General features: G+C 72.5%; 18 protein-coding genes and 1 pseudogene. 10 read left to right on the top strand and 9 right to left on the bottom strand.

Annotated features, from left to right (window positions below):
- Positions 1-6: 6 nt before the first annotated feature.
- Entirely contained in the window at positions 7-960 is a 954-nt protein-coding gene (locus tag ACV530_RS19025; protein WP_494333718.1) for a polysaccharide deacetylase family protein, read from the bottom strand.
- A 200-nt stretch (positions 961-1,160) separates the two neighbouring features.
- On the opposite strand from ACV530_RS19025, the gene ACV530_RS19020 reads away from it, so the two are divergent.
- From ACV530_RS19020 to ACV530_RS19010, 3 genes are all read left to right on the top strand, one after another.
- Entirely contained in the window at positions 1,161-2,375 is a 1,215-nt protein-coding gene (locus tag ACV530_RS19020) for a serine hydrolase domain-containing protein (RefSeq protein ID WP_494333717.1), read from the top strand.
- Between the two features lie 324 nt (positions 2,376-2,699).
- The gene (locus ACV530_RS19015; RefSeq protein ID WP_494333716.1) at positions 2,700-4,070 is read left to right on the top strand and encodes a glutamine synthetase family protein; all 1,371 of its coding nucleotides are present in this window, start codon (positions 2,700-2,702) and stop codon (positions 4,068-4,070) included.
- On the top strand, positions 4,071-5,204 hold the full coding sequence (locus tag ACV530_RS19010; RefSeq protein WP_494333715.1) for an amidohydrolase family protein: 1,134 nt from the start codon (positions 4,071-4,073) through the stop codon (positions 5,202-5,204).
- Here ACV530_RS19010 and ACV530_RS19005 read toward each other — a convergent pair.
- Positions 5,190-6,644, bottom strand: a complete 1,455-nt coding sequence (locus ACV530_RS19005) for an MFS transporter (RefSeq protein ID WP_494333714.1) — start codon at positions 6,642-6,644, stop codon at positions 5,190-5,192. The genes ACV530_RS19010 and ACV530_RS19005 overlap by 15 nt on opposite strands.
- 150 nt (positions 6,645-6,794) lie before the next feature.
- Positions 6,795-8,312: an AMP-binding protein gene (locus ACV530_RS19000; protein ID WP_494333713.1), complete on the bottom strand. Its 1,518-nt coding sequence runs from the start codon at positions 8,310-8,312 to the stop codon at positions 6,795-6,797.
- Positions 8,313-8,459: 147 nt separating this feature from the next.
- Here ACV530_RS19000 and ACV530_RS18995 point away from each other — a divergent pair, with 147 nt between their 5' ends.
- From ACV530_RS18995 to ACV530_RS18980, 4 genes are all read left to right on the top strand, one after another.
- On the top strand, positions 8,460-10,010 hold the full coding sequence (locus ACV530_RS18995) for an alpha/beta hydrolase (protein WP_494333712.1): 1,551 nt from the start codon (positions 8,460-8,462) through the stop codon (positions 10,008-10,010).
- 119 nt (positions 10,011-10,129) lie between these two features.
- Positions 10,130-11,404, top strand: a complete 1,275-nt coding sequence (locus tag ACV530_RS18990) for a glycosyltransferase (RefSeq protein WP_494333711.1) — start codon at positions 10,130-10,132, stop codon at positions 11,402-11,404.
- Between the two features lie 34 nt (positions 11,405-11,438).
- Positions 11,439-12,740: a wax ester/triacylglycerol synthase domain-containing protein gene (locus ACV530_RS18985; protein ID WP_494333710.1), complete on the top strand. Its 1,302-nt coding sequence runs from the start codon at positions 11,439-11,441 to the stop codon at positions 12,738-12,740.
- A 106-nt stretch (positions 12,741-12,846) separates the two neighbouring features.
- Complete coding sequence (locus tag ACV530_RS18980; protein WP_494333798.1) at positions 12,847-13,779, top strand: alpha/beta fold hydrolase; 933 nt, start codon at positions 12,847-12,849, stop codon at positions 13,777-13,779.
- Positions 13,780-13,805: 26 nt separating this feature from the next.
- On the opposite strand, the gene ACV530_RS18975 is transcribed toward ACV530_RS18980, so the two are convergent.
- The gene (locus ACV530_RS18975; protein WP_494333709.1) at positions 13,806-14,735 is read right to left on the bottom strand and encodes a D-alanyl-D-alanine carboxypeptidase family protein; all 930 of its coding nucleotides are present in this window, start codon (positions 14,733-14,735) and stop codon (positions 13,806-13,808) included.
- 154 nt (positions 14,736-14,889) lie between these two features.
- Between ACV530_RS18975 and ACV530_RS18970 the strand changes: the two genes are divergently transcribed.
- Positions 14,890-15,537: a GNAT family N-acetyltransferase gene (locus ACV530_RS18970; RefSeq protein ID WP_494333708.1), complete on the top strand. Its 648-nt coding sequence runs from the start codon at positions 14,890-14,892 to the stop codon at positions 15,535-15,537.
- On the opposite strand, the gene ACV530_RS18965 is transcribed toward ACV530_RS18970, so the two are convergent.
- The 3 genes from ACV530_RS18965 to lanL all read right to left on the bottom strand — a co-directional run bounded on the left by ACV530_RS18965 (position 15,479) and on the right by lanL (position 18,870).
- On the bottom strand, positions 15,479-15,949 hold the full coding sequence (locus ACV530_RS18965; protein WP_494333707.1) for an SET domain-containing protein-lysine N-methyltransferase: 471 nt from the start codon (positions 15,947-15,949) through the stop codon (positions 15,479-15,481). The genes ACV530_RS18970 and ACV530_RS18965 overlap by 59 nt on opposite strands.
- Before the next feature lie 117 nt (positions 15,950-16,066).
- Positions 16,067-16,204: a hypothetical protein gene (locus ACV530_RS18960; protein ID WP_494333706.1), complete on the bottom strand. Its 138-nt coding sequence runs from the start codon at positions 16,202-16,204 to the stop codon at positions 16,067-16,069.
- A 14-nt stretch (positions 16,205-16,218) separates the two neighbouring features.
- Positions 16,219-18,870 (bottom strand): class IV lanthionine synthetase LanL, encoded by a 2,652-nt coding sequence (gene lanL, locus ACV530_RS18955; RefSeq protein ID WP_494333705.1) that lies wholly within the window; start codon positions 18,868-18,870, stop codon positions 16,219-16,221.
- A 177-nt stretch (positions 18,871-19,047) separates the two neighbouring features.
- Between lanL and ACV530_RS18950 the strand changes: the two genes are divergently transcribed.
- Complete coding sequence (locus tag ACV530_RS18950) at positions 19,048-19,809, top strand: trypsin-like peptidase domain-containing protein (RefSeq protein ID WP_494333704.1); 762 nt, start codon at positions 19,048-19,050, stop codon at positions 19,807-19,809.
- 10 nt (positions 19,810-19,819) lie between these two features.
- Here the strand turns inward: ACV530_RS18950 and ACV530_RS18945 are convergent.
- Positions 19,820-20,116, bottom strand: a pseudogene (locus ACV530_RS18945) (GNAT family N-acetyltransferase); the annotation flags it as partial.
- Positions 20,117-20,120: 4 nt separating this feature from the next.
- Positions 20,121-20,870, bottom strand: a complete 750-nt coding sequence (locus ACV530_RS18940) for a nucleotidyltransferase domain-containing protein (protein WP_494333703.1) — start codon at positions 20,868-20,870, stop codon at positions 20,121-20,123.
- Positions 20,871-20,960: 90 nt separating this feature from the next.
- On the opposite strand from ACV530_RS18940, the gene ACV530_RS18935 reads away from it, so the two are divergent.
- Complete coding sequence (locus ACV530_RS18935) at positions 20,961-22,955, top strand: S53 family peptidase (protein ID WP_494333702.1); 1,995 nt, start codon at positions 20,961-20,963, stop codon at positions 22,953-22,955.
- The last annotated feature ends 1 nt before the right edge of the window (position 22,956 follow it).

Genomic DNA, 22,956 nt, shown 5'->3' with positions numbered 1-22,956 from the left:
CGCCGGTCAGCACGGCAGGGGGTAGGGCACCTGGTCGCCGACGGCGCCGGTGTTGCGGCACAGCTGGTAGCCCTGCTCGTGGAGGTCGTTGACGACCGCGGGCAGGGCGTCGCCGAAGTGGCTGAACAGGTGGCCGAGGACGACCCCGTTGTGCTTCTCCTCGGGTGTCGCCTCCCGGATGGTCGCACGGATGGCGTCCGCGCTGCGGAGGCTGCCCTGGACGGTCTGCCAGTCCATGGTGTCGATCGTCCAGTTGCACACCCGGAAGCCCTCCTTGGAGGCGATCTCCGTCTCGCGGGCCCCGGCGTCCCCGTACGGGGGGCGCAGCAGGTTCCCGGCCACGCCTCCGTGGATCTCGTCCTCGACCTCCTGGTCGGACAGTTTGGTCAACTGGCGGTGCGAATAGGTGTGGTTGCCGACCCAGTGGCCCTGCTGGCGCAGGGCCGTGACGATCTGGGGGTATTCGGCGGCGTACTGGTTGATGAGGAAGAACGCCGCGCGGACGCCCATGGACTGCAGCTGGGCGCCGATGCGCACGGCGCGGTCCGGGTCTCCGTAGGGCCAGTCGTCGAACGTCAGGAGGACCCGGCCGGAGGTGTTGCCGCATCGTTCGCGGTCCCAGCCGCCCTCCGCCTCCCCGGCGGGTGCCGGTGCGGGGACGGGGGCGGGAGCCTGCCGGCAGCACCCGCCGGGCGGGCCCGGCGGGGGTGCGGGGGGCAGTTGCCCGACGGGCCGGTGCGCCTGGGCGCCCGCCCGCTGCTGGGCGGCGCCGTCCTCGCACGCGCCCCCGGCGACCGCCCCGGCCCGGGGCGGGCATTCCTGCCGGTCCTCCACCGAGACCACCGCGAACGCCGAGCCGGCCATCAGCACGGTGGCGGCCGCGGCGGCCTTCAGCGAGGTCCGCCGGCGCCTGCGATGGCGCCCGCGGCCGGGCTGGAGGACGCCACGGATTCCCGACATGCTGACTCCTCACGGGTGACGCACCCGAGCAGATCCTGTGATCTTGGCACCAGCCTCGGCGCACCCCCGCGCTCCCGCAACCGAAGGCTCCGCCATCCGGTGGCCGCCCTCACTTGGCTGATTTCCGCTCAACGCGGTGATGACGGGCCGAGTCCTGACTACACATCGGAACGTCATCTGCGAGCGAAAGGCAGTACGCCATGACCGTACGGAATGTACGCACGGCACGCCGAGCCCTGGTCACGGTGCTGGCGGCCACCGCGATGGCCGCCACGGCCCTCACGTCGACCGCCGCCGCCGACCCGGGCCGGGGAGGGTCCTCTCACGCCGCCTCGCAAACGGCTCTCGAGGCCCAGGTGAAGGCAGGGGTGCCCGGGGCTCTGGCCGAGGCCCGGGACGGCCACGGGACCTGGGACGGCTCGGCCGGGGTCGCGGACCGTGTCACCCACCGCAAGCGTCTTCCCGAGGACCGCTTCCGCATCGGGAGCATCAGCAAGGCCTTCAGCTCCGTCGTCCTGCTCCAGCTCGAGGCCGAGGGCAGGATCCGTCTCGACGACACCGTCGGGCACTGGCTGCCCGGCGTGGTGCACGGCAACGGCCACGACGGCGACCGGATCACGATCCGTCAGCTGCTCAACCACTCCAGCGGCATCTTCAACTACACCGAGGACGAAACGCTCGGGAAGGAGCTCACCACGGACTTCTTCCGCCACCGCTTCGAGACCAAGACGCCCGCCCAGCTGGTCGCCATCGCCATGAAGCACCGGCCCTACTTCGCACCGGGCAAGGGATGGAAGTACTCCAACACCAACTACATCCTCGCCGGGATGGTCATCCGGAAGGTGACCGGCCACTCGTACGCGGACGAGATCCAGCGGCGCGTCATCCGCCCGCTCGGCCTGCACGCCACCGTCCTGCCCGGCACCTCGCACCGGATGCCGAGCCCGCACGGGCGCGCGTACAGCAAGCTCCAGAACCCCGCCAAGGACGCCAAGGTCTACGACGTCACCGAGCTCAACCCCTCGTGGGGCGGCTCGGCGGGCGAGATCATCTCGACCACCGGTGACCTCAACCGCTTCTACAGCGCCCTGCTCGGCGGCAAGCTCCTCCCCCGCCAGCAGCAGCGCGAGCTGCTCACCACGGTGCCGACCGGGCCCGCGGGCGGCCGGTACGGGCTGGGCATCAGCACCCTGAAGCTCTCGTGCGGCGTACCCATCTGGACGCACGACGGCGGCATCCACGGTTCCGTCTCCCTGGCGGCCTCCACCGCCGACGGCCGTCACACGCTGGCGGCCAACTTCAACGGCGACTGGACCGGCGAGTTCGCCTCGCTGCTCGAGGCCGATTACTGCGGCACCGCGAAGTCCTCCGCCAGGACGCGGGAGGCACTGAACACGCTCACCTCGCTGCGCTGACCCCCGCGGCCGGGCCCGCCAGGGGGTGTCCGATGGGTCAGTGCGGGCCCCGCGGCGTCTGGCGCGGTGCATCGCAAGGCGGAGCATCGCCCGCGTACTGGGCGATGGGGGCACCCCCATGCCCGTCCAGGGCTATGGGGGAGGGCGATGCGACAACGCGGCGAGGCGCCGTGCCAGGCGTCGTGGGGCCTGTGCTGACCCATCGGACACCCCCTGGGCCGAAACTCCCCCGGGCCGAGGTGTAATACGAGAAGATCCGGCCCAGACTCTTGTGAGCGACGCGGTTCAGACGCGGTTCACCGGACGCCGGCAAAGGAGCGAGCCATGCACAGCCCGCAGCGGGAGCGAGCCGAGTCGGCCGCCCGGCAGGAAGCCGCGCAGCTCACCGCCCAGGGTGTGCACGGCGTCGCCCTCACCTGGGTGGACAACGCGGGCATCACCCGCGTCAAGGCCGTCCCCACCTCCCGGCTCGCGCACACGGCGCGGTGGGGGGTGGGCATGTCGCCCGTCTTCGACGTCTATCTTTCGGACGACTCCGCCGTCACCAGCCCCCACATCGGCGGCCCCGAGGGTGACCTGCGGCTCTTCCCCGACCTGGACCGGCTGACCGTGCTCGCCGCGCTGCCCGGCTGGGCCTGGGCCCCGGTCGACCGGTACGAGCAGGACGGCAGCCCCTACGCCGCGTGCCAGCGGCAGTTCGCCCGCCGGATGACCGAGCGCGCGGCGGACCGCGGGCTGCGGCTGCGCATGGGGTTCGAGACCGAATGGGTCGTCACCCGTGACGGGGGCGATCCGCGCAAGCCCGAGTCGGTGCCGGAGTACGCGTGCACCGGCCCGGCGTACGGCATGGCCCGGCTGGTCGAGCTGTCCGGCTACCTCCGCGGGATTCTCGACGCGCTCATCGCCCAGCGCGTCGACGTCCTGCAGATCCATCCCGAGTACTCCCCGGGCCAGTTCGAGGTCTCGGTCGCCCCCTCGGACCCGGTGGGCGCGGCCGATCTCGCCGTGCTCGTCCGCGAGACGGTCCGTGCGGTGTCGGTGCGGCACGGGCTCGACGCCGAGTTCGGTCCCGTGGTCGAGGCGGGCGCCGTCGGCAACGGCGCGCACCTGCACCTGAGCCTCTGGCGGGACGGGCGGAACCTGTGCGGGGGCGGCGACGGCCCCAGCGGGATGACGGCGGAGTGCGAGGCGTTCCTCGCGGGCGTGCTGCGGGAGCTGCCCGCCCTGCTCGCCCTCGGCGCCCCCTCCCCCGCCAGCTATCTGCGGCTCCAGCCCTCGCACTGGGCGGGCGTCTTCGCCTGCTGGGGCCCGGAGAACCGCGAGGCCGCGCTCCGCTTCGTCCCCGGCCCGCCGGATGCCCCCGGGGCGGCCAACGCCGAGATCAAGTGCCTTGACCCGGCGGCCAATCCGTATCTGGTCACGGGCGCCGTGATCGCCGCCGGGCTCGCCGGCGTCGAGGCCGGCCTGACCCTGCCGGAGCCGGCGGCCGGCGACCCGGCCCGCACCGGCGGCCAGCAGCGCCTGCCCGACTCGCTGACGGCGGCGCTGCACCACTTCGAGCGCTCGGACCTGCTCCGCGAGGCGCTGGGCGACCCGCTGTTCGAGGCTGTCGCGGCCGTGCGCCGCGGGGAGGCGGCGCTGTACGAGGGCGCCGCGCCGCAGGACATCGCGGACGCCACCCGCCGGCGGTACTGAATGACCGCGCCCGCCCTGCCCCCGCTGGTGGACCAGCACTGTCACGGGGTGATCCGCACCGACCCCGGCCCGGAGACCTTCGCGGCCTATCTCACGGAGTCCGACTCCCCCGCCGCGCCGGGCACGTCCGTCCTCGACAGCCAGCTGGGCTTCGCGGTGCGGCGCTGGTGCCCGCCGCTGCTGGGCCTCGACCCGCACTGCCCGCCCGCCGAGTACCTGGCCCGGCGGCGCGAGCTGGGCGCGCGCGAGGCCACCCGGCTGCTGCTGGGCGCCACCGGCATCACCGACTACCTGGTCGACACCGGCATCCCGGGCGATTTGACGAGCCATCAGGAGCTGGCCGCGCTGGGCGGGGCCGCCTCCCACGAGATCGTCCGGCTGGAGACCCTGGCCGAGTGGATCGCCGACGGGGCCGGCTCTCTCGCGGCCTTCCTCGACAGTCTCGCGGACGCCGTGTGGGAGGCGTCCCGCACCGCGGTCGGCTTCAAGTCGGTGGCCGCGTACCGCTATGGGCTGGACTTCGCGCCCAACCCCCCGGGCCCGGCCGAGGTGCGCGCGGCGGCCGACCGCTGGCTGAGCGAGCGGTCGCCGCGCGACCGCGTCACCGACCCCGTGCTGCTGCGCCATCTGCTGTGGTCGGCGGCCGAGACCGCGCTGCCGGTGCAACTGCACACCGGGTTCGGCGATCCCGACCTGCGGCTGCACCGCTCCGACCCCGTGCTGCTCACCGACTTCGCGCGGGCCGTCCGCCCGACGGGCTGTTCGCTGATCCTGCTGCACTGCTACCCGTACCACCGGCAGGCCGCCTACCTCGCCCACGCCTTCCCCCACGTCTACGCCGACGTCGGGCTGGCGCTGGCCTTCACCGGTGTGCGCGCCGAGGCCGTGCTGGCGGAGGCGCTGGAGCTGGCCCCGTTCGGGAAGCTGATGTTCTCCACCGACGCCCACGGCCTGCCGGAGAAGTACGTGGTGGGGGCGAGGCTCTTCCGCCAGGGGCTGAACCGCCTGCTGAGCGGCTGGGTGAGCGACGGCGCCTGGTCGTCCGGCGACGCCGAGCGCGTCGCGTCGCTGGTCGGGTCCGGCAACGCCCGGCGGGTCTACGGGCTGGACGCCCGCGGTTCAGCCGGCGTGTGACGCGGCACGGGACGCGCCGGGCGACGCGGCGACCGCGCCCCGGCCGCCGCCCCCGCGGGAGCCGCCCCCGCGGGAGCCGCCCAGCATCAGGATCCCGCCGACCGCCGAGATCCCGGCGGCGGTCCAGAAGGACATGGTGAACCCGGAGGCCGCGGGCAGCGCCGTGCGGCCGACGGTGCGCGAGGCGAGGATCGCGGTGGCGAGCTGGCTGCCGACCGCCCCGCCCACGGTGCGGGCAACGGTGTTGATGCCGTTGGCCGTTGCGCTCCTGGCCGCCGTGGTCACCTGATGGACGGCCCGCGGCAGTGCGGTCATGGCGAAGCCGAAGCCGGTGCCGATGACGGCATAGCCGCCGGCCATCTCCCACAGGCCCCCGTGGAACAGGGCCACCAGCGCGCCGCCGACAGCGCTGATGCCGAGTCCGAGCGCGAGCGGCGCACGGGCTCCGAACCGTCCCTCGATCCGCCCGGCCAGCGAGCTGGCGGGCAGGCCGCACAGGGTGCCGGGTACCAGGACGAGTCCGGCGGTGGTGACCGACGCCCCGAACCCGTGCCCCGCGGCGGGGAGTTCGGCGAGCTTGGGGATCAGCACATAGAAGACGAACTGCGTCGCACCCAGCAGGAAGGCGCCCAGGTGCGCGGTGCCGATGGCGCGGCCCAGCAGGAGTCCGGGATCGACGAGCGGGTGCCGCACACGCCGCTCCCACGCCAGGAAGACGGCCGCGAGGACGGCGCAGCCGGCGAACAGGCCGAGCACCGGGGCCGAGGCCCAGCCCCAGTCGGGCCCCTCGGTCAGGGCGAGCAGCACACTGACCAGAGCGGCCCCGAGCAGGACGGCGCCGGGGATGTCCAGGGGTTCGCGGACCGCGGCCGGGCCGGGCGGCACCCAGCGGAGCACCGCCCCCAGGGCGGCGGCGATCAGGACCGCGCCGGCCACGAACATCCAGCGCCACGAGGCGAGGTCGACGAGGAGTCCGCCGACCAGCAGCCCGGCGCCCGCCGCGCCCGCGATCATTCCGGAGGTGAACCCCAGCCCGAAGGCGACCTTTTCCGGCGGCAGCGTCTCGCGGATCACCCCCAGGGCGAGCGGCACCAGCGCCAGGCTGACGCCCTCGCCGGCCCGGAAGACGGCCAGGGAGGTGATGTCCCAGGCGAAGGCCGCGCCGACGGTGCTCGCCAGGTGGACGACCAGCGTCACGAGCAGCGCCTTCCGCTTACCGTGGCTGTCGCCGAGGCGGCTGATCAGCGGGGTGACCACCGCGCTGGTGAGCAGGGTGGCGCTGAGCACCGCCCAGGACGCGGCGGACGCGGAGGCGTTCAAGTCGCGCTGCAGGACGCCCAGGGCGGGCACCAGCATGGTCTGGACGAGGGAGTAGGACAGGGCCGTCAGGACGAGCGCCGCCAGCGCCGCACGGCCGGACCGGGAGTCGGAGGTGGTCAAGGCGTTCCTCAAATGCGCGAGGGGCAGGGACCGTTCATGCCACGAACCATGTTCAACTTAGGTAAGCCTAAGTTGCCTGGCGCCGAACTCGCAAGGATCTTCGCGCAGATGAGGCCGGGTCCGGGGCCGCGGCCCCGGACCCGGCGGGTGTCAGCCCGTGACCGAGGCGCGCAGCACCTTCTTGTCCACCTTGCCTATGGGGGTGAGGGGCAGCGACGGCAGCAGCACGATCTCCCGCGGCTCGTAGAGCTCCCCCAACTCGGCCACCACGGCGGCGCGTACGGCCTCCGGGTCGACGACCTCCTCGTCGCCGGTGGCGAGGAAGACCTGCACGGCCTCGCCGTACCGGTCGTCGGGGACAGCCACGGCGGCGGCGTTGTAGACGCCCTTCAGGGACATCAGGAAGTCCTCGAGCACCCTGGAGTAGACGTTGTCACTGGTCGGGCCGGTGACGATGACGTCCTTCGCCCGGTCGACGAGGTAGAGGTAGCCGTCCGCGTCCTGGTACCCCACGTCGCCGGTGCGCAGCCAGCCGTCCCGCAACGCCTCGGCCGTGCGCTCCGGGTCGCGGTAGTAGCCGATCATCACGGTGGTGCCGCGGACGCACACCTCACCGGCCTCGCCGGTGGCGAGCACGGCGCCGTCCTCGCCGCGGATCTCCAACTCCACGCCGGGCGCGACCCGTCCGCAGCTGCTCCAGCGCTCGGGGTGGTCGTCGTCGAGCTCGTCGTCGTACAGCATGGTGATGCCAAGAGCCTCGGACTGGCCGTATCCCTGCCCGATCACGCGCCCGAACACCTCGCGGGCCTGCCGCAGCCGGCTCGGTGACGTCGCCGCGCCCCCGACGGTGAGGGACTTCAGCGCGGGGAAGGGCTCGCGGCGGCAGTCGGGGTGATCGAGCATGTCGTAGAGCATGGGCGGGACGAACATGGCGGCATCGATCCGCTCCTCGCGCAGGGCGGCCAGCGCCCGGCCGGGCTCGAACTCCCCGATCAGCACGACGGCGGCACCGGCGGCGAGGGCGGTGAGGGACATGATGTGGCCGCTGCCGTGGGTGAGCAGGGTGGGGACCAGCGTGCGGGCGCCCGGGGCGGGTTCGGCCAGGGCGACCATCCGGTCGTAGAAGCGCCGCCCCTGCCCCGCGAGTTTCGGGCATCCCAGGGTGCCGCCCGTGTAGAGGACGGTGACCGTGTCGTCGTCCGTGGGGGCGGCGACGGCATCCGGGCGGAGCGCGGGCTGGACGGCCGCCGCGGCGAGGAGGTCCGTGGCCCGGTCGTCGGGGCCGAGGCACAGCAGGCGCGGGGAGGAATCCATGAGGCCGGGCAGCGCGGTGGCGGCGTCGGCGTGACGCGGGTCGAAGACGATCGCCCGCGCCTCGGCCTGCCCTGCCAGCGCGGCGAGTTCGCTCTGTCCCGGCTCCGGGGGCAGGAAGACGACGCGGCAGCCGATGAGGTGGACGGCGAGCTGAACCAGCACCGCCTCGGGGCGGTTGACCAGGAAGAGCCCGACGGAGTCGCCGGGGGCAAGTCCCTCCGCGGTCAGCGCCCGTCCGATGCGGAACAGCTCGTCACGGGCCTGGGTGCGGGTCAGACGAAGCTCTCCCTGGATCACGGCCTCGGTGTCGCCGTCCGTGTTCCAGATGTCCAGAATGTGATCGATGTATGTCACATTTAATTCTTGCATGCCGTTATCCAAGCACGTCGGCAACAAGGGGGTGGCACCAGTACCACCCTCGGAACGGATACTGGCGGGATCGATCGGGAGAGCGCCGGACGGAAGGATCGTTCCTGTCACCAGCTCTCCCCAGGAGGATCGATGTTCACGTCCGGAACTTCACGGCGCACCGCGTCCGTCGTATCGGGTGCCCTTGTCTCGGCGGTCGCCGCGGCGGTCCTGCCCGCGTCCGTGGCGCATGCGCAGGAAGCGCCCGTTCCGGCCCGTTACGCACACCAGAAGCTGGACTGGAAGCCCTGCGACGACGCAGCGTCCCTGGAGTGCGCGGCCATGGCCCCGCCCCGCGACTGGCACCACCCGGACGCCGGCCCCGATCTGACGATCGCCGTCTCCCGGCACAAGGCGGGCGGCGATCCCGCCAAGCGGCGCGGGGTGCTGATGATGGCGGCGGGCGGCCCCGGCGGCAAGGGCCGTACGCGGCCCGCGAACCTGGTGAAGTACGCGCCCTCGGTGGCCGCCGTCTACGACGTGGTGAGCTTCGACCAGCGCGGGGTCGGCCGGAGCACCACCCCGACATGCCAGACCGACACGGAGCTGAGCAGCCTCTTCACCCAGGACCTCCGCGACCGGTCCGCCACCGCGACCAAGCGCGTCCTCGCCAACGCCCGTACGTTCGCGGAGGACTGCAACAAGCGCAGCGGGGGCCTGCTGCCCTACCTCACCACCGAGCAGACGGTCCGTGACATGGACCTGTTCCGCTCCCTGCTGGGCGAGCGGAAGATCTCGTACTACGGTCCCTCCTACGCCACGAGGATCGGTGCCGCCTACGCCACCGTGTTCCCCAAGCGCGTCGAACGGGCCGTGCTCGACAGCAACATCGCCTTCAACGACACCTGGCAGGACTGGGAGATGGGCCAGCCCAAGAGCTTCCAGCGCCGTTTCGAACAGGACTTCCTGCCCTGGCTCGCCAAGTACGACAGTGTTTACCACTACGGCCGCACCACCGCCGAGGCCAAGGCCAACTGGGAGCGGCAGCGCCGCGCGCTGCGCGACCACCCGGTGACCGCCGGGTCGCAGACCATCGGCCCCAACCAGTTCGACAACGCGGCGATCAACGCGGTCTACAACGCCCAGTACTTCCCGGCCCTGGCATCGGCGCTCGGCGCCTTCCGCCACTGGGACACGGCGACGCCGCAGGAGAAGCAGAACGCCGCAGGATTGTCCGGCAATTACAACGCCGGATTCCTCGCCGAGTTCTTCTCCGTGACCTGCGCCGACACCGCCTGGAACCGCAGCACCTCCTACTGGGTCGAGCACAGCGCCAAGGACAGCAAGGCCCTTCCGCTCGCCGGTGCCCGGGAACTCACGTTCGCCGCGGTGTGCGCGAACTGGACGGCGCCCACGGCGCCGAAGGTGAAGGTCACCGGTGCCGGCCTGCCCGCCACCCTGATGCTCAACTCGGTCCATGACCCGGCCACTTACTACGAGGGCGCCGTGCGGGGCCACAAGGACCTGAAGGGCTCGCGGCTGGTGACCGTGACCGGCGACGGCGACCACGGTCAGTACATGAACGCCAACGCCTGTGTGGACGGCATCGTCAACCGCTATCTCCTCGACGGCAAGGCACCGGCGCACGACGTCACGTGCCCGGGCAAGCCGCTGCCCGTACCCTCCGGAGCCGCCGCGAAGTAACCCGTCCCGTTGTTCGGACCGCACCCGTGCCGTATCCGGCCCGGGTGCGCTCTCGTTGATGCGTCAGGCACCTCGACTACGACGCGTCGGCCGGTCCCGGCGGACGGGAAGGCCGGGACATGCGCATCGACATCATCACGGCGGGCACCACGGGCTCCGTCGCGCCGTACACCGGTCTCGCACACCGGCTCCTGGCCGAGGGCCACGACGTGGAGCTGGTCACCCATGCGAAGTTCGCGGACACCGTCGCCTGCTGCGGCCTGCGTACCCGCCCGCTGGAACCGGACCCGTTCGAGGAACTGCTCGGCGCGCACAGCCGTTTCCAGGGTGCGCGCCTCTCCCCCGACTCCCTCCGCCGTTTCGCGCGGGCGACCGAACGGGCCGCGCTGGCGCTTGTCGACGGGATGCTCACCGCCGTGGATCCCGGCGCGGATCTGATCCTGCTGTCCACGATCGCCGCGCCCCTCGGCAGGGTGATCGCGCGGCACCACGGCATCCGCAGCATGGGCGTCTTCCTCCAGCCCGACGTCCCCACCTCGGCCTTCTCCCCCTGCGTACTGCCCTGGCGGCCGCCCGGCCCCGGCAACCGGCTGCGGGCCCGGGCCGTCAACGCCGTCATGGACTCCCTCTACGCCGCCGCCCACCGGCGGCTGCACGACCGCCTCGGACTCGCCCGCCGGAGCGGCCGGGCGCTGCGCGAGGAACGGGAGCGCGGCCGCTGGCCCATCTGGCACGGCTTCAGTCCCTCCGTCGTCCCGCGCCCCGCGGACTGGCGGCCGGGGCTGGGCGTCGCCGGGTACTGGTGGCCGCACGAGTGCCCGCACTGGCAACCCCCCGACCTGGTCGCCGACTTCCTCGCCGCGGGCCCGCCCCCGGTGTTCGTCGGCTTCGGCAGCATGATGCCCGGCGACACGGACCGGCTCGGCGACATCACCTCGCGGGCGCTGCGCCGGGCCGGGCTGCGCGGCATCGTCCAGTCGGGCTGGGCGGGGCTGTCGGTGGTGAGCGACGACGTGATCACCGTCGGCCCGCTCCCGCACGGCTGGCTGCTGCCCCGCACGGCCGCGGTCGTGCACCACGCCGGGGCCGGAACCACGGCGGCGGGCCTGCGGGCCGGGGTCCCCGCCGTCCCCGTGCCCGTCCTCACCGACCAGCCCTGGTGGGCGGCCCGCCTGGTGCGGCTGGGCGTGAGCCCGTGCGTCCTGCCGCATGCCGCGCTGACCGCGGGGCGGCTGGCCGAGGCCCTGACGCGGGCGACCAAGGATCCGCGCTTCGCCCGGCGCGCGGCCCACATGGCCGCGCGGCTGGCGCGGGAGGACGGGGCGGGCGTGGTGGCCCGGGCCGTCGACCGGGCGGCCGCACACCCCTCGATGTCGAAAACCAACAGGCCGTAGCGCCACTAGACAGGGACAGCACGTGACTTCACCCATGACATTGCGCACCGCTCCGTACGTTCCCGGTGTTCCCGGCACCGAGCGGAGCACCGTGTCCGACATGCCACCGCTGGACGCCTGGCTGCACCGGCACCAGAGCAGCGGCGCGGTCTGCATGACCGCGGGCCTGCTGGCCTGGTTCACCGGTCCCCCGCCCGCCCTGTCCGCGCTGCGCGCGCTGGTCGCCGACCGCTGGCGGTCGTACGGGCGGCTGTGCTTCGCACCCGCGCTCGCCACGTCGCCCGAGTCCTGGCCGCAGTGGGTGGCGGGCCCGGAGTTCGACCCCGCCCATCACGTGGTCACGGCGCCGGAGTACGGGCCCGCCGCCCTCGAGGCGCTCACCGCGCAGCTCCTCGCCCAGCCGCTGGGCCCCGAGAAACCTCCGTGGCAGCTACATCTGCTGCCGTCCGCGGACGGCTTCGCCCTCCTGCTCCGCGCCCACCACGCGCTGCTCGACGGGAAGTCGCTCGTCACGCTGCTGTGCGCGCTGTTCGACGGGCACGACGGGCAGTCGGCGCGAACCTCCGTGCCGCGCCGGAGAATTCCCGCGCAGGCCGTGTCACCGCGGATGGCCGTGGCGCGTGCCGTCGCCGACGCGCTGCCCAGAGCGCGCCCGTTGCCGTTCCACGGTCCGGTGGACTCCCGCAGAGCCGTGTCCTGGAGCCGGCTGCCGAAGGAGGAGCTGAACATCGCCCGCGACGCGCTCGCCTCGGGGCGGGTGACCGCCAACGCCGTCTTCCTCGCCGCGACGGCCGGGGCCCTGCGGACGACGGGCCTCACGGGCCGTCTTCCCCTGCTGCCGGGCGTATGCGCGATGGTCCCCGTGGACGTCCGCACCGATGGCGAGACCCAGGCCCTCGGGAACCACTACGCCACGGTCCGTGTGCCGCTGCCCGTGCACCGGCACGCGGAGCAACGGCTCGCCGCGGTGGACCGTTTCACCCGCCGGACCTCGCTGCACCAGCGGGCCTGGGCCCAGGCCCAGCTGGTCTCCTCCCGGCCGCACCGCAACGGGCTGCTGAGCGACGTGCTCGGCCGGTACGCCGACTCGCCGCTGTACTCCTCGCTCCTGTGCACCAGCGTCGCGGCGCACACGGACGGGCTCGTCCTCGGCACGGCTCCGCTGGCCCGCATCGTCGGCCTGCCGCCGCTCAGCCCGGGCCATCCCCTGGCCCTGAGCATGGTCCTGCACGACACGGAGGTGACGGTGACAGCCGTGACCGACCAGCGCCACCGGGACCTGGCGGCGTGCCTGCCCGTGCTCATCAGGGAGGAGATCCGCTCGCTGCGCCCATGACGGGAGCGCTCCGCCGACCATCGGACATAGCGACAGTAACGTCCGCGTCACGGTTGTCGTTTGGACTGGTGAGGACGAACTACCACGAAGGAGACAGATCGTGACAATGCGTACCGCACTCCAGGAAGAGTTCATTCCTCTCGCCCTTGACGGTTACGCGTACAGCGGTCGGATCGTCCACCAGCCGAACGCCAGCATGTCCCCCGTGGTCATGGTCGGCGGAGCGTTCCAACAGCAGACCTCCTGGGGCCGTTTGGAGCAGGGTTTCCTGCGCGAAGCGAGTGTGATCACCGTCGATCTGCCGGGCTGGGGCGGTGCCGACCGGCTGCCCGCGCGCTACGGGTTCGACTTCCTCGCCGAGGCGCTCGACCAGTTGCTGACCAAGGTCGCACCATCCACCGTCCATGTCATGGGCACCTCCTACGGCAGTGGAGTGGCCTACCGCTGGGCGCAGTTCGCGCCCGGCCGGATCGAGCGGCTGGCGCTCATCGGCACCATGGCGCATCTGACCGATCACGTCCGCGCCCGGCTCGAGCATCTCCTGCGGCTCGCGGAGCAGGACGACCGAACGGAGTTCGTGGAGAACGTACTTGAGGTCATGATGTGCCACTCTCCGCAGGTGTCGGTCTCGCGCCGGCCCACTGCCATCCGGTGTCTCACCCGCGCCCTGCACGACCTGAGCGCGGACGACCTCACCAAGTACCGCGACAACACCCGGCGTCTGCTGAGACTTTCGGTGCTTCCGGACGGTCCGCCGATCCGCATCCCGGTCCTGGTGGCGACCGGCGAGCACGATCCGCTGACTCCGCCCGCGCTGAGCCGGGAGGCCGCCACCCGGTTCACCGACGCCCGGTTCACCACGTTCAAGGAAGCCGATCATGTCGTCCATCTCGAGCGGCCCGAGGAGATGGTGGACCTGATCACCCGTTTCTTCTCCGGCGGCCCGCTGGCCGGCCTGGACTACTGCCATCCGGTCGAGTACGTCGGACGGAAGGCCCGCAAGCCGCTCCCTTCGCCCCGCGCCAGCGCGGAGGACTGAGGGTCCCCGCGCCGGCGCGGGGACCCTCAGTCCTCGTGCGCCGCGGCGGGCAGCTTGCGCAGCGTGAACTTCGTGTGCGTGCGGTAGGCGTAGTCCAGCATCTTCGCGGAGTCCTCGAAGCGGCTGGCGGGGTCGTTGAGGACGACCCCGATGACCGTCCGTCCGCCGCGCTTCGCGGCGAAGACCAGGCACGGCCCGGCGGCCCTCGTCGACCCCGTCTTGATCCCGAACACGCCTTCGTACGAGCCCAGCAGCTTGTTGGTGTTGTACCAGGTGTACTGCCGGTTGACGTTCAGCGCCTTCTGCCGGGTGCTCATCGCCTTCACGACCGTGTCGAAGGTGCTGTTGCCCAGGGCGTGCCGGGACAGCTTCGCGAGGTCGTGCGGGGTGGAGACGTTCGCGCCGGAGGAGATGCCGTCGAACGAGTCGAAGTGCGTGTTGGCGAGCCGCAGTTCGGCGGCCTTGCGGTTCATCTTGGTGATGAACGACTTCGTCCGCGCCTCCTCGCTGCCGCCGCTGCCCAGGGAGTCCGCGAGGGCGTACGCGGCGTCGCAGCCCGACGGCAGCATCAGCCCGTAGAGCAGCTGCCGTACGGTCAGCTTGTCGCCGGCCCGCAGGTCCGCCGTGCTCGCGCCGTGGCGCACCACATAGTCGCGGTAGGACTGCTTGATGGTGACGGGCTTGTTCAGGTCGGCGCGGCTGTCGAGGACCACCACCGCCGTCATGATCTTGGTGGTGCTCGCCACCGGCATCCCGGTGTCGGCCGCCTTGCCCCACAACGGGCGGTCGGCACTGCTGTCGAGCAGGTACGCGCCCTTGGCGCCGATTCCCGCGGGGCCGGCTGCCGCGGCCTCCGCATGGGCGTCGGCGGCCGGGAGTGCGGCGGCCAGGGCCACCGCGGACGCGGTCAGCACCGCCCACCGGCGGCCGGCTGCGCTGCCCCCACTTCGCTCCATTGGGTCTCCAGGATTCCTCGCTTGTCGGGTTTGGGCGACCGCATGATCGCATCCGAGCCCGCAGGACGGGAAATCAGTTCCCCAACGGGTGAAGAAGTTACGAACTCCCGTGCCCCTCAGGCGAACACGCGCTCCCCGCGGTGAGATTCTCCCCATGACCGACATGACCAACATGACCGGCTGGACGCTCACCGCACTCGGTCCGCACGACCGTCAGGTCCTGCCGGAAGCCGTCGGACTGCTCGAGGACGTTCTCGGACGGGGCACGCTCACCGTCGGCCGGGCGCGTGCCGGGCTCCGTGGCGGGACGCTGCTGTTCCTCGCCGCGTCCGCACAGCGGCCGCGCGCGGTGGTGGGGGCGGCGACCGCCCGCGTCCTGGACGACGAGGGGTACGCCCGGTTCACCGCCCCGATGCCGCCCGGCACCCTGCCCGCCGCCCCGCCGCCCGCAGGGGGCCGGCGGACGGGCCTGCTGGAGTCGCTGGCCGTGGCCGCTCCGCTGCGCGGGCACGGCGTGGGCAGCGCCCTCACCGCCCGCTGCACGGAGTGGCTGCGCGAACGCTGTGCCGAGGCCTACGTGATCTCCTGGCTGCACGAGGGGCCGGACCGCAGCGAAGGCACCCTCACGGCTTCCGGCTGGCAGCCGGTCACCGTCCTGGACGGCTACTGGACGCACAACGGCCGGAGTTGCCCCCGGTGCGGCGGGCCCTGCCGCTGCCGGGGTCTGCTGCTGCGGCTGCCGCTCACGGCGGCGCCGCGGCCGCGTCCCGGGCGGCGACCAGGTCCTGGATGTGCGCGTTGAGGCGGTACCGGGCGAGCACGGCCGTGGGCACCGTGCGGGCACCCTCGATGCGGCGCAGGCACCCTTCACCGGCACAGGCGCAGGTGAAGGGGGATTCCATCTCCCACTCGGTGGACGGATAGAAGAAGGTCAGCGGTTCTCCGGCCGCCAGGTCCCGGAGGGCGACGACCGAGAGCGCCTCGACGTCCACGTGGACGTTCGGGTCGCACGAGTGGTTGAGGTAGGCCAGGTCCTGCAGGTGGTCGATGTGCCGGCCGACGCCGACCTGGACGGACATACGGGTGGGGCGGCTTCGGTACACGTGCCCGTGGATCCGGGCCACCACGTCACCTCCCCGGACATGAACCTCGGTGATCAGGCCGAGGCCCGCCCCGGGCTGGTCGATGACCCGCAGGAACCGTTGCGCCGACATGATTCCATCAGGCACCGAACCGCCCGGGGGCGCACGCACGGAGGGCCGAACAGGCGAGTGGTGTGCGGACGCCCCGCCGGGTGCGTCCGCGCAGGGTGACCGACGGACCCCGGACCACTACGCCAGGCAGTTCGCCGTGGGGCAGTTGTCCGAACAGATGTCGGTGGTGGCTCCGGTGTCGCAGCACATCGCCGGTTCCAGCAGGTCCGCGTCCGTCTGGGGAAGCTCCTGCAGTTCCAGGACCTCGGTGTCCATGTCGTGTTCCTCCTTCAGCAGGGATCGACCAACCAGGATCGGCTGCCGCCGTGTTGAAGGCGCAGGAGGAAGTCCAGCGCCCCGGCGAAGCCGACGTTGTAGCTCGCACAGGTGTCGCGCAGGGTGTCGTCAGGGATCACGAACCGGCCGTCCCGCCGGGCTGCCCGTACCGACAGGCAGGTCGCGACGTCGGACGCCCATGCGCGGTACCGCTCGTCACCGGTCGCCGCGGCCAGGTCGAGCAGAAGCTCGCCGCTGCCGGTGACGCCGTGGCAGGCGCTGGGGCCGAGCCGCCAGCGGTTCGCGTGAACCGTGTGCCCGGCCCGTTCGGCGTACTCGCGGAACCGTGCGTCCCCCGTCGTCTGCCACAGCCGGACCAGGAAGGTGCCGACACCCGAGGTGCCGTTGCACCAGAAGTCCAGGCCGGTGCGCTCGGTGCGGCCCGGCCCCTTGGGCCAGTGCGCACCACGGCCCCGCCGCTCGGCGACCGCGCACAGGGCGTGCCCGCCTCCGACCGCGATGCCGGTCAGCTCCGGGCGGTCCAGGTCACGGCCCGCGGCGAGGAGGAAGGCGGCGTTCCCGGCGACGCCGTGCCCGAAGCCGTACAGCGCGGATCCCGCGAGCTCGGAGCGGTGGGCGGGGTCCACGGGCCAGTGCACGCCGGCCTTCGCCCCGGCGGTCAGGCGCACCAGCCGGTCCGCGCACTCCGCCGCCCGCTCCGCGAACCGCTGGTCGCCGGTCGCGTGCCAGAAGTGGAGCTGGGCAAGTCCTGCCCCGGCGAGGCCATGGCAGATGTCGGGATTGTGCCAGTCGAGCGGGATGCGCAGGGCATACGTGCGGGCCCGGTCCTCGAGGGCACGGTCGCCGAGCGTGCGTGCCGCGCCGTGCAGGGCCCATGCCGCGCCGGAACGGCCGAAGTACAGGCCGGGAAGGATCCGGCCCGGCAGGGTCAGCCGCTCGTCCAGCCACCGGGCGGCAGTCCGCAGCAGCGGCTCGGTGCCGTCCCTTCCGCAGCGGACGGCCCGGTCGAGCACGGCCAGCACCCCGGCCGCGCCCAGCTGGACGTTGCAGGGGTCCGGGTACGGGAGCGCCCGTGGCCGGGGCCACAGGTATTCGCCCTGTGGCTCGGCGGTGGCCGCGAGGTGGGCCAGGCCGTCGGACACGAGCGCGTCGAGGTCATGACGCGGCAAGTGCCTCCCGGCGGACGCGGGTTGCGGGGACTCCGACTCCAGGTGCGGGGACTCCGATTCCAGGAAGGACACCGCTTTCGCCAGCGGCCAGCGGGCTTCCGCGTCCGCCAGGAGGCCGGAGACGAGCGGGGCGAGGGCGCGCAGCGCGGGATGGGACGGTCCCGCGGCGTCGACGATCGCCGCGAGCCGTTCCCCGGCGGTGCGGGCGGGCGGGGTGTCGGCGGCGAGTACGGGATTGATGCCGGTGGCGACGAACAGCAGTGTGGCGCCGAGGCTGTAGCAGTCGGCCTCGGGTCCCGGGGCCGGAGCGTCACGGTCGGCTCCTTCGAGGTACTCGGGTGCGGTGAACCCGGGTGTGCCCATGACCTGCGCCGTGGTGCCGGGGGCGAGCGCGCACTCGAGGTCGACGAGCACGGGTGTGCCGTCGGGCGTCATCACGATGTTGCCCGGTTTGAAGTCGCGCAGGACGAGCCCGGCGGCGTGCACCGTGCCGATGATGCCGGCGAGTTGGCGTGCGAGCCGTCTCACCAGCGGAACCGGCATGCGGTCCGCTCGGTCCGCCGCCCACTGCTGGAGGCTCGTGCCGTCGATCAGGTCCTCGGCGAGGAAGACGTGCCCGCCGGATGTGAAGACCTCACGGACGGCCGGGGTAACACCGTACGGCGCGAGATGCTCCAGCATGCGGGCCTCGTGGCGCAGCCGGTCGCGGGCGTCCTTGCCGTCGGTTCCCGAACCGACGTGCGGCCGGGCCTCCTTGAGCAGCACGTCCTCGCCGGTGTGCCGGTCGTGGGCGCGGTAGACGCCGCCGCGGTTGGAGTGGCGGATCGCCTCCCGGACCGTATAGCGGTCCGCGAGCAGTACCGGATCGCCCCGTCGGCGCCCGGGCCGGACGGGCTCCGGGCCGGCGAACGGCGGCTCGGCCCAAGAGGGCGGGGAGAACCAGGGGTTGCGCTCGTCGGGGACCAGGCTGCCGTCGGGGGCCTCGAGCCGCCCTTCGTAGAAGCCCTCGTCGTTGAGCTCCCGCGGCCGGGAGAAACCGCCGTAGCGGTAGTGGACCAGGCTGCCGGGCCGGTACCGGCGGTCCGACAGGATCGCAGGACCCGCGAGCCCGAGCGTGACGCGGTGCAACTCCTCGGCTATGGCACGCAGTTGATCGTCATCCGACGGATACACCGTGAGGAATTTACCCGACTGCGCCCGGTTTGCCCGCATGGAGCTGAGCTCGGTGACGAACCGCGGCGAGACGGCGAACTTGAATGCGCACCGGTGCACCACCAGCACCCGTGCCGCCCGTTCCAGTACGAGCGCGGAGGAGGCGGGTGTCGCCGACACGTGCAGCTTCCAGCCCTGTGTCCGCCGCACATGGCACGGCGGGGTGACCATGCACCAGAACTCGCCGTTCTTCACCACCCAGCCGGCCTCGGGGTCCACGGCCTCGAGCGTGCGTACTGCGATCTCCCGGTAGCTGACTGACACGGCGTCAGCCTGGCATCGCCGACGGCCGCGCGCGAGAGGCGTTCGCCAACTGGTATGCCACGTTCCCGATACGACTCCGGCCGAAGGGCGCCAGTGACACAGATCACCTGGTGGCGGGAATAGGCTCGTGTTCTTCTATGTGGCGTAAGTGCCGGTCCTCTGACAGGAAGTGATCGCATGCTTCGCGCGTTACGTGCCCTCGGTCTCGCCGTTCTCGCGGCAGGGATGTCCCTCACCGCGGCCCCTGCCGCGAACGCCCAGACGACGCTCACGCCCGTCGGAGGCGGCACCGGGATCGTCTTCCGGATCACCGGGACCCCGGAGAACCCCCAGTACCTCCACATCTGCACGCTCACCGCCGTCGGCCGCGACAACGCCGGCAACCTGGTCGGCCTGACCAATGCCCACTGCTTCATCGACGAGAAGGGCAACAAGCTGGTCGGCGAGAAGGTCTACCGGGACGCCTCCCCCGCGGGGACCGCGTTCTCCCCGGCCCCCGTCAACGCCACCCGCCCCGATGTGCAGACGGGCGTCATCGGCACGGTGACGTACGTCAGCACGCCCAACAACCTGCTCGGCGGCGGACCCGAGGGCCTGGACTTCGCGGTCATCAAGCTGGACGAGTCGAGAGTCGCCCCCACCAACACCGTGGGCGGGGTGACCATCAACTCGATCGGCGCCCCGCCCCCCAACGGCACCCGCATGTGCAAGCAGGGCCACCGGACCGGCCTCACCTGCGGCATCAAGCTGGGCACCCACGACATCTGGTTCACCCACCTCGTCTGGACCGACGGCGGCGACTCCGGCTCCCCCGTGGTCAGCGGTCAGACGCTGGTCGGCAACGCCTGGGGCGTCCAGCACAGTTCGCCGATCCTCAGCATCATCGACGAGATGAACACCAACGGCGGCGTCGGCGCCGGCTTCCACCTCGCGAACTGATCCGACAGCATCAGCCCTTGAGAACCATGAGCTTCTCGGGGTCGGGGAAGGGAACGAAGCCCGCCTTCGCATAGACCTCATGGGCATCGAGAGTGGACAGCAGCACCCGCTTGAGCTTGTACGGGGCCAGATGGTCACGGACCGCGGAGGCCGGCCAGGTGCCAAGTCCCTTGCCCCGGTGCGCAGGAGCGACGTACACGTCGCAGAGCCAGGCGAAGGTCGCCAGATCGGTGACGACGCGTGCGTAGGCCGCCTGCGCACCGTCGGCGCCGTAGACGCCGAAGTTGAGGGACGCCCTGACGGACTGCAGCTCAGACGGCGGCCGCGAACAGCTTCTCCGCCTCGGCGAGGGCCCGCTCGAGGGCTTCGGGCTCCGGCCGCAGTCCGGCCGTGATCGCGTCGATGCCGCGCAGCCCCGCGCTCCGCAGCAGCCGCTTCTCGTTGGTGACCCACTCACCGCGCGCCGCCAGCACCGCATGCGCCGTCTCCATGGCGGCAGTGGCCAACGCGCCCGCGACTTCGGTGACCTGACCCCGCCGGACGTACGCGCCCCTGGCGTACTGGAGCGTCAGCCCCGCCCGGCCCCGCCACATCTGCCGGGCCTCGCGCCGCAGCGCCTCCGGATACTCCGGGCACGGGAGCGTGCCGCGCAGCACCCGGTTGACGGCGAGTTCGGCGACCACCAGGTAACTGGGAATACCCGCGAGGTGGAACATCAGCGGCTCCCACCGGAAGCGCCCCTGCCGGGCCTCGGCCAGCTCGTGCTCGACGGCGTCGAGATCGCGGTAGTGGACGTCGACGTGCCGGCCGTCGACCGTGAGCCACGCTCCCCCGTTGAAGACGCCCCCGCCCCAGGCGCCGACTTCGGAGACCTCGCCGTCCCAGCCGACGGCCCGCAGGTCCGCCGGGTCGAAGCCGCCCCGGTAGTACACGGCCAGGTCCCAGTCGCTGTCCGGGGTGTGGGTGCCCTGGGCCCGCGAGCCGCCGAGGGTGACGGCCCGCACGGCGGGCAGCGCGGCGAGCCGGTCGGCGACGTGGTCGAGGAACGTGTCGTCGGTCATGGGATCCGATCGTGTGGCACCACGGTATGACGGTCAACTCGATACTCCGGTCCGACGGCATCGCGCCCTGCCTTCGGCACCTTTGAAGGCATGTTACGGATGATCCGCGTACTGGCCGTCGCCTCGACCCTGTTGGCCTCGGTGGTCGCTCCGGCCGCCGTGCGCACCCCGCCGCAAGCGCTGCCGCCGTACGTACCCGCCTGGACCCTGCCCAAGTCGGTCAGCGGCGGCACCGAGTCCGAGGACCTCGGCCCCGCACCGCCGGGTGCGCCCGCCGCCGCCCGCGTCTATCTCTCCGGCCGGGACCCGCACGGGCTGGCCCGCTACGCCACGGCGGTCTCGACACCGCACAACCGCTTGTTCCACCACTACCTGGCTCCTGCTCAGGTCCAGAAGCGCTTCGGGCCGTCCACCGCCCAACTGGCCGACGTACGCTCGTGGTTGACCGCCGCCGGACTGCGGGTGACCACAGCCACCCCGCACTACCTCGAAGTACACGGCACCGCCGCCCAGGCCCGGCACGCTTTCGGAGCCACCTGGCACCGCTACCGGCTCGCCGGCCGGTTCACGCAGCAGGCGCCTCCGCCGGGGGTCCTGCTCAGCGCTCCGAGGCCGTCCGCCGAAGCAGTACTGGCGGTCGTCCCCACCGAGATCGGGCTCCCGGCCCGCGCACCCGTGAAGGCTCCGGTCACCGCCCCGAAGGCCGCCTCCGCTCCCCCCGCCTGTTCCGACTTCTACGGCCAGCGCCTGGCCACCTCCCTTCCTCCCGCCTACGGCCACCACGCCCCGTACGACGTCTGCGGCTACACCCCGCGGCAGTTGCGCAGCGCCTACGGCATCCCCGCACGGCTGACCGGCAAGGGCGTGACCGTGGCCGTGGTCGACGAAGGGCGGATGAAGACCGCCGCGCAGGACGTGGCCGCCTTCGGCCGACGGCACGGGCAGCCGCTCCGGCCCGGCCAGTTCACCGAATCCATCCCGTCCGGCCTGGATGCCTCCTGTGACGCCAACGGCCCGTTCTTCTCCGAGGAGATCTCCCGTGTCGAGGCCGTCCGCGCCATGGCCCCCGATGCCCGCGTCCTCTACCTCGGCGCCCCCTGCGACGACGACCTGCAGGCGCTGCCGCAGCTGGACGCGCTCACCACGGTCACCGACCGGCACCTGGCCAGTGTGGTCAGCACCTGGACCATCCGGCACTACGACCCCGGCCCGTCCCCCGGTCTGATCGCGGTCTTCGAGCAGGTCTTCCAGCAGGGCGCCGTCGAAGGCATCGGCTTCTACGCCGGTGCCGCCGACCACGGCGACGGCTCGGGCTGTCTGCTGGACGGCACCTGCGGGCCCGGCATCCCGACCGAACCGGCCGTCAGTTACCCCAGCAGCGATCCCTGGGTGACCGGAGTGGGCGGTACGAGCCTGGCCATCGGGCCGGACGGCCGGTACGAGTGGGAGACGGGCTGGGGCAACCACCAGGCGCCCCTCGCCCCCGACCGCAAGAGCTGGTCGCACCTGCCGGGTGCGTTCGTCGGCGGATCGGGCGGCGGCCCCAGCGACGTCCTGCGCCAACCCGCGTACCAGGAAGGCGTCGTGCCGCACTCCCTGAGCCATGCGCACGGCTCCGCGGCCCCCATGCGCGTGGTGCCCGACATCGCCGCCGATGCCGACGCCAGTACGGGCATACGCGTCGGTCTGACGATTCCGCCCGGCCAGGGGCCCGGAATGCCCACCGGGTACCACGAGTTCGCGTTCGGCGGGAACAGTTCCTCCGGGCCGGAGATCGCCGGCATGCAGGCCGACGCGGAGCAGGCCGCCGGAGGCGACCCCATCGGCTTCGCCAATCCAGCCCTCTACGCCCGCCACGCCACCGGGGCCTACCACGACGTCACCGACCACCCGCTCGGTCCGGGCGTCCGTCTCACTTCCGCCGGGCCCACCACGGCCCAGGTCCCGGCCCCCGGCAGCCCCACCCGGCCCTACCTGGCGACCTTCGGCCTCGACCAGTCCCTGTCCGCGACCCCCGGCTACGACGACGTCACCGGCCTCGGCACCCCGACCGCCGCGTACTTCGCCTCCTGGCTCGTTCCGTAGG

The organism is Streptomyces sp. SX-6 (assembly GCF_059089585.1).
The sequence above is the reverse complement of the archived record's forward strand: the minus strand, read 5'-3'. Positions and strand labels throughout refer to the sequence as shown.

Excerpts from the sequence above, each read along its gene's own strand:
- ACV530_RS19025 (WP_494333718.1), bottom strand. The coding sequence starts at position 960 with ATGTCGGGAATCCGTGGCGTCCTCCAGCCCGGCCGCGGGCGCCATCGC.
- ACV530_RS19020 (WP_494333717.1), top strand. The coding sequence starts at position 1,161 with ATGACCGTACGGAATGTACGCACGGCACGCCGAGCCCTGGTCACGGTG.
- ACV530_RS19015 (WP_494333716.1), top strand. The coding sequence starts at position 2,700 with ATGCACAGCCCGCAGCGGGAGCGAGCCGAGTCGGCCGCCCGGCAGGAA.
- ACV530_RS19010 (WP_494333715.1), top strand. The coding sequence starts at position 4,071 with ATGACCGCGCCCGCCCTGCCCCCGCTGGTGGACCAGCACTGTCACGGG.
- ACV530_RS18995 (WP_494333712.1), top strand. The coding sequence starts at position 8,460 with ATGTTCACGTCCGGAACTTCACGGCGCACCGCGTCCGTCGTATCGGGT.
- ACV530_RS18990 (WP_494333711.1), top strand. The coding sequence starts at position 10,130 with ATGCGCATCGACATCATCACGGCGGGCACCACGGGCTCCGTCGCGCCG.
- ACV530_RS18985 (WP_494333710.1), top strand. The coding sequence starts at position 11,439 with ATGACATTGCGCACCGCTCCGTACGTTCCCGGTGTTCCCGGCACCGAG.
- ACV530_RS18980 (WP_494333798.1), top strand. The coding sequence starts at position 12,847 with ATGCGTACCGCACTCCAGGAAGAGTTCATTCCTCTCGCCCTTGACGGT.
- ACV530_RS18975 (WP_494333709.1), bottom strand. The coding sequence starts at position 14,735 with ATGGAGCGAAGTGGGGGCAGCGCAGCCGGCCGCCGGTGGGCGGTGCTG.
- ACV530_RS18970 (WP_494333708.1), top strand. The coding sequence starts at position 14,890 with ATGACCGACATGACCAACATGACCGGCTGGACGCTCACCGCACTCGGT.
- ACV530_RS18965 (WP_494333707.1), bottom strand. The coding sequence starts at position 15,949 with ATGTCGGCGCAACGGTTCCTGCGGGTCATCGACCAGCCCGGGGCGGGC.
- ACV530_RS18960 (WP_494333706.1), bottom strand. The coding sequence starts at position 16,204 with ATGGACACCGAGGTCCTGGAACTGCAGGAGCTTCCCCAGACGGACGCG.
- ACV530_RS18950 (WP_494333704.1), top strand. The coding sequence starts at position 19,048 with ATGCTTCGCGCGTTACGTGCCCTCGGTCTCGCCGTTCTCGCGGCAGGG.
- ACV530_RS18940 (WP_494333703.1), bottom strand. The coding sequence starts at position 20,870 with ATGACCGACGACACGTTCCTCGACCACGTCGCCGACCGGCTCGCCGCG.
- ACV530_RS18935 (WP_494333702.1), top strand. The coding sequence starts at position 20,961 with ATGTTACGGATGATCCGCGTACTGGCCGTCGCCTCGACCCTGTTGGCC.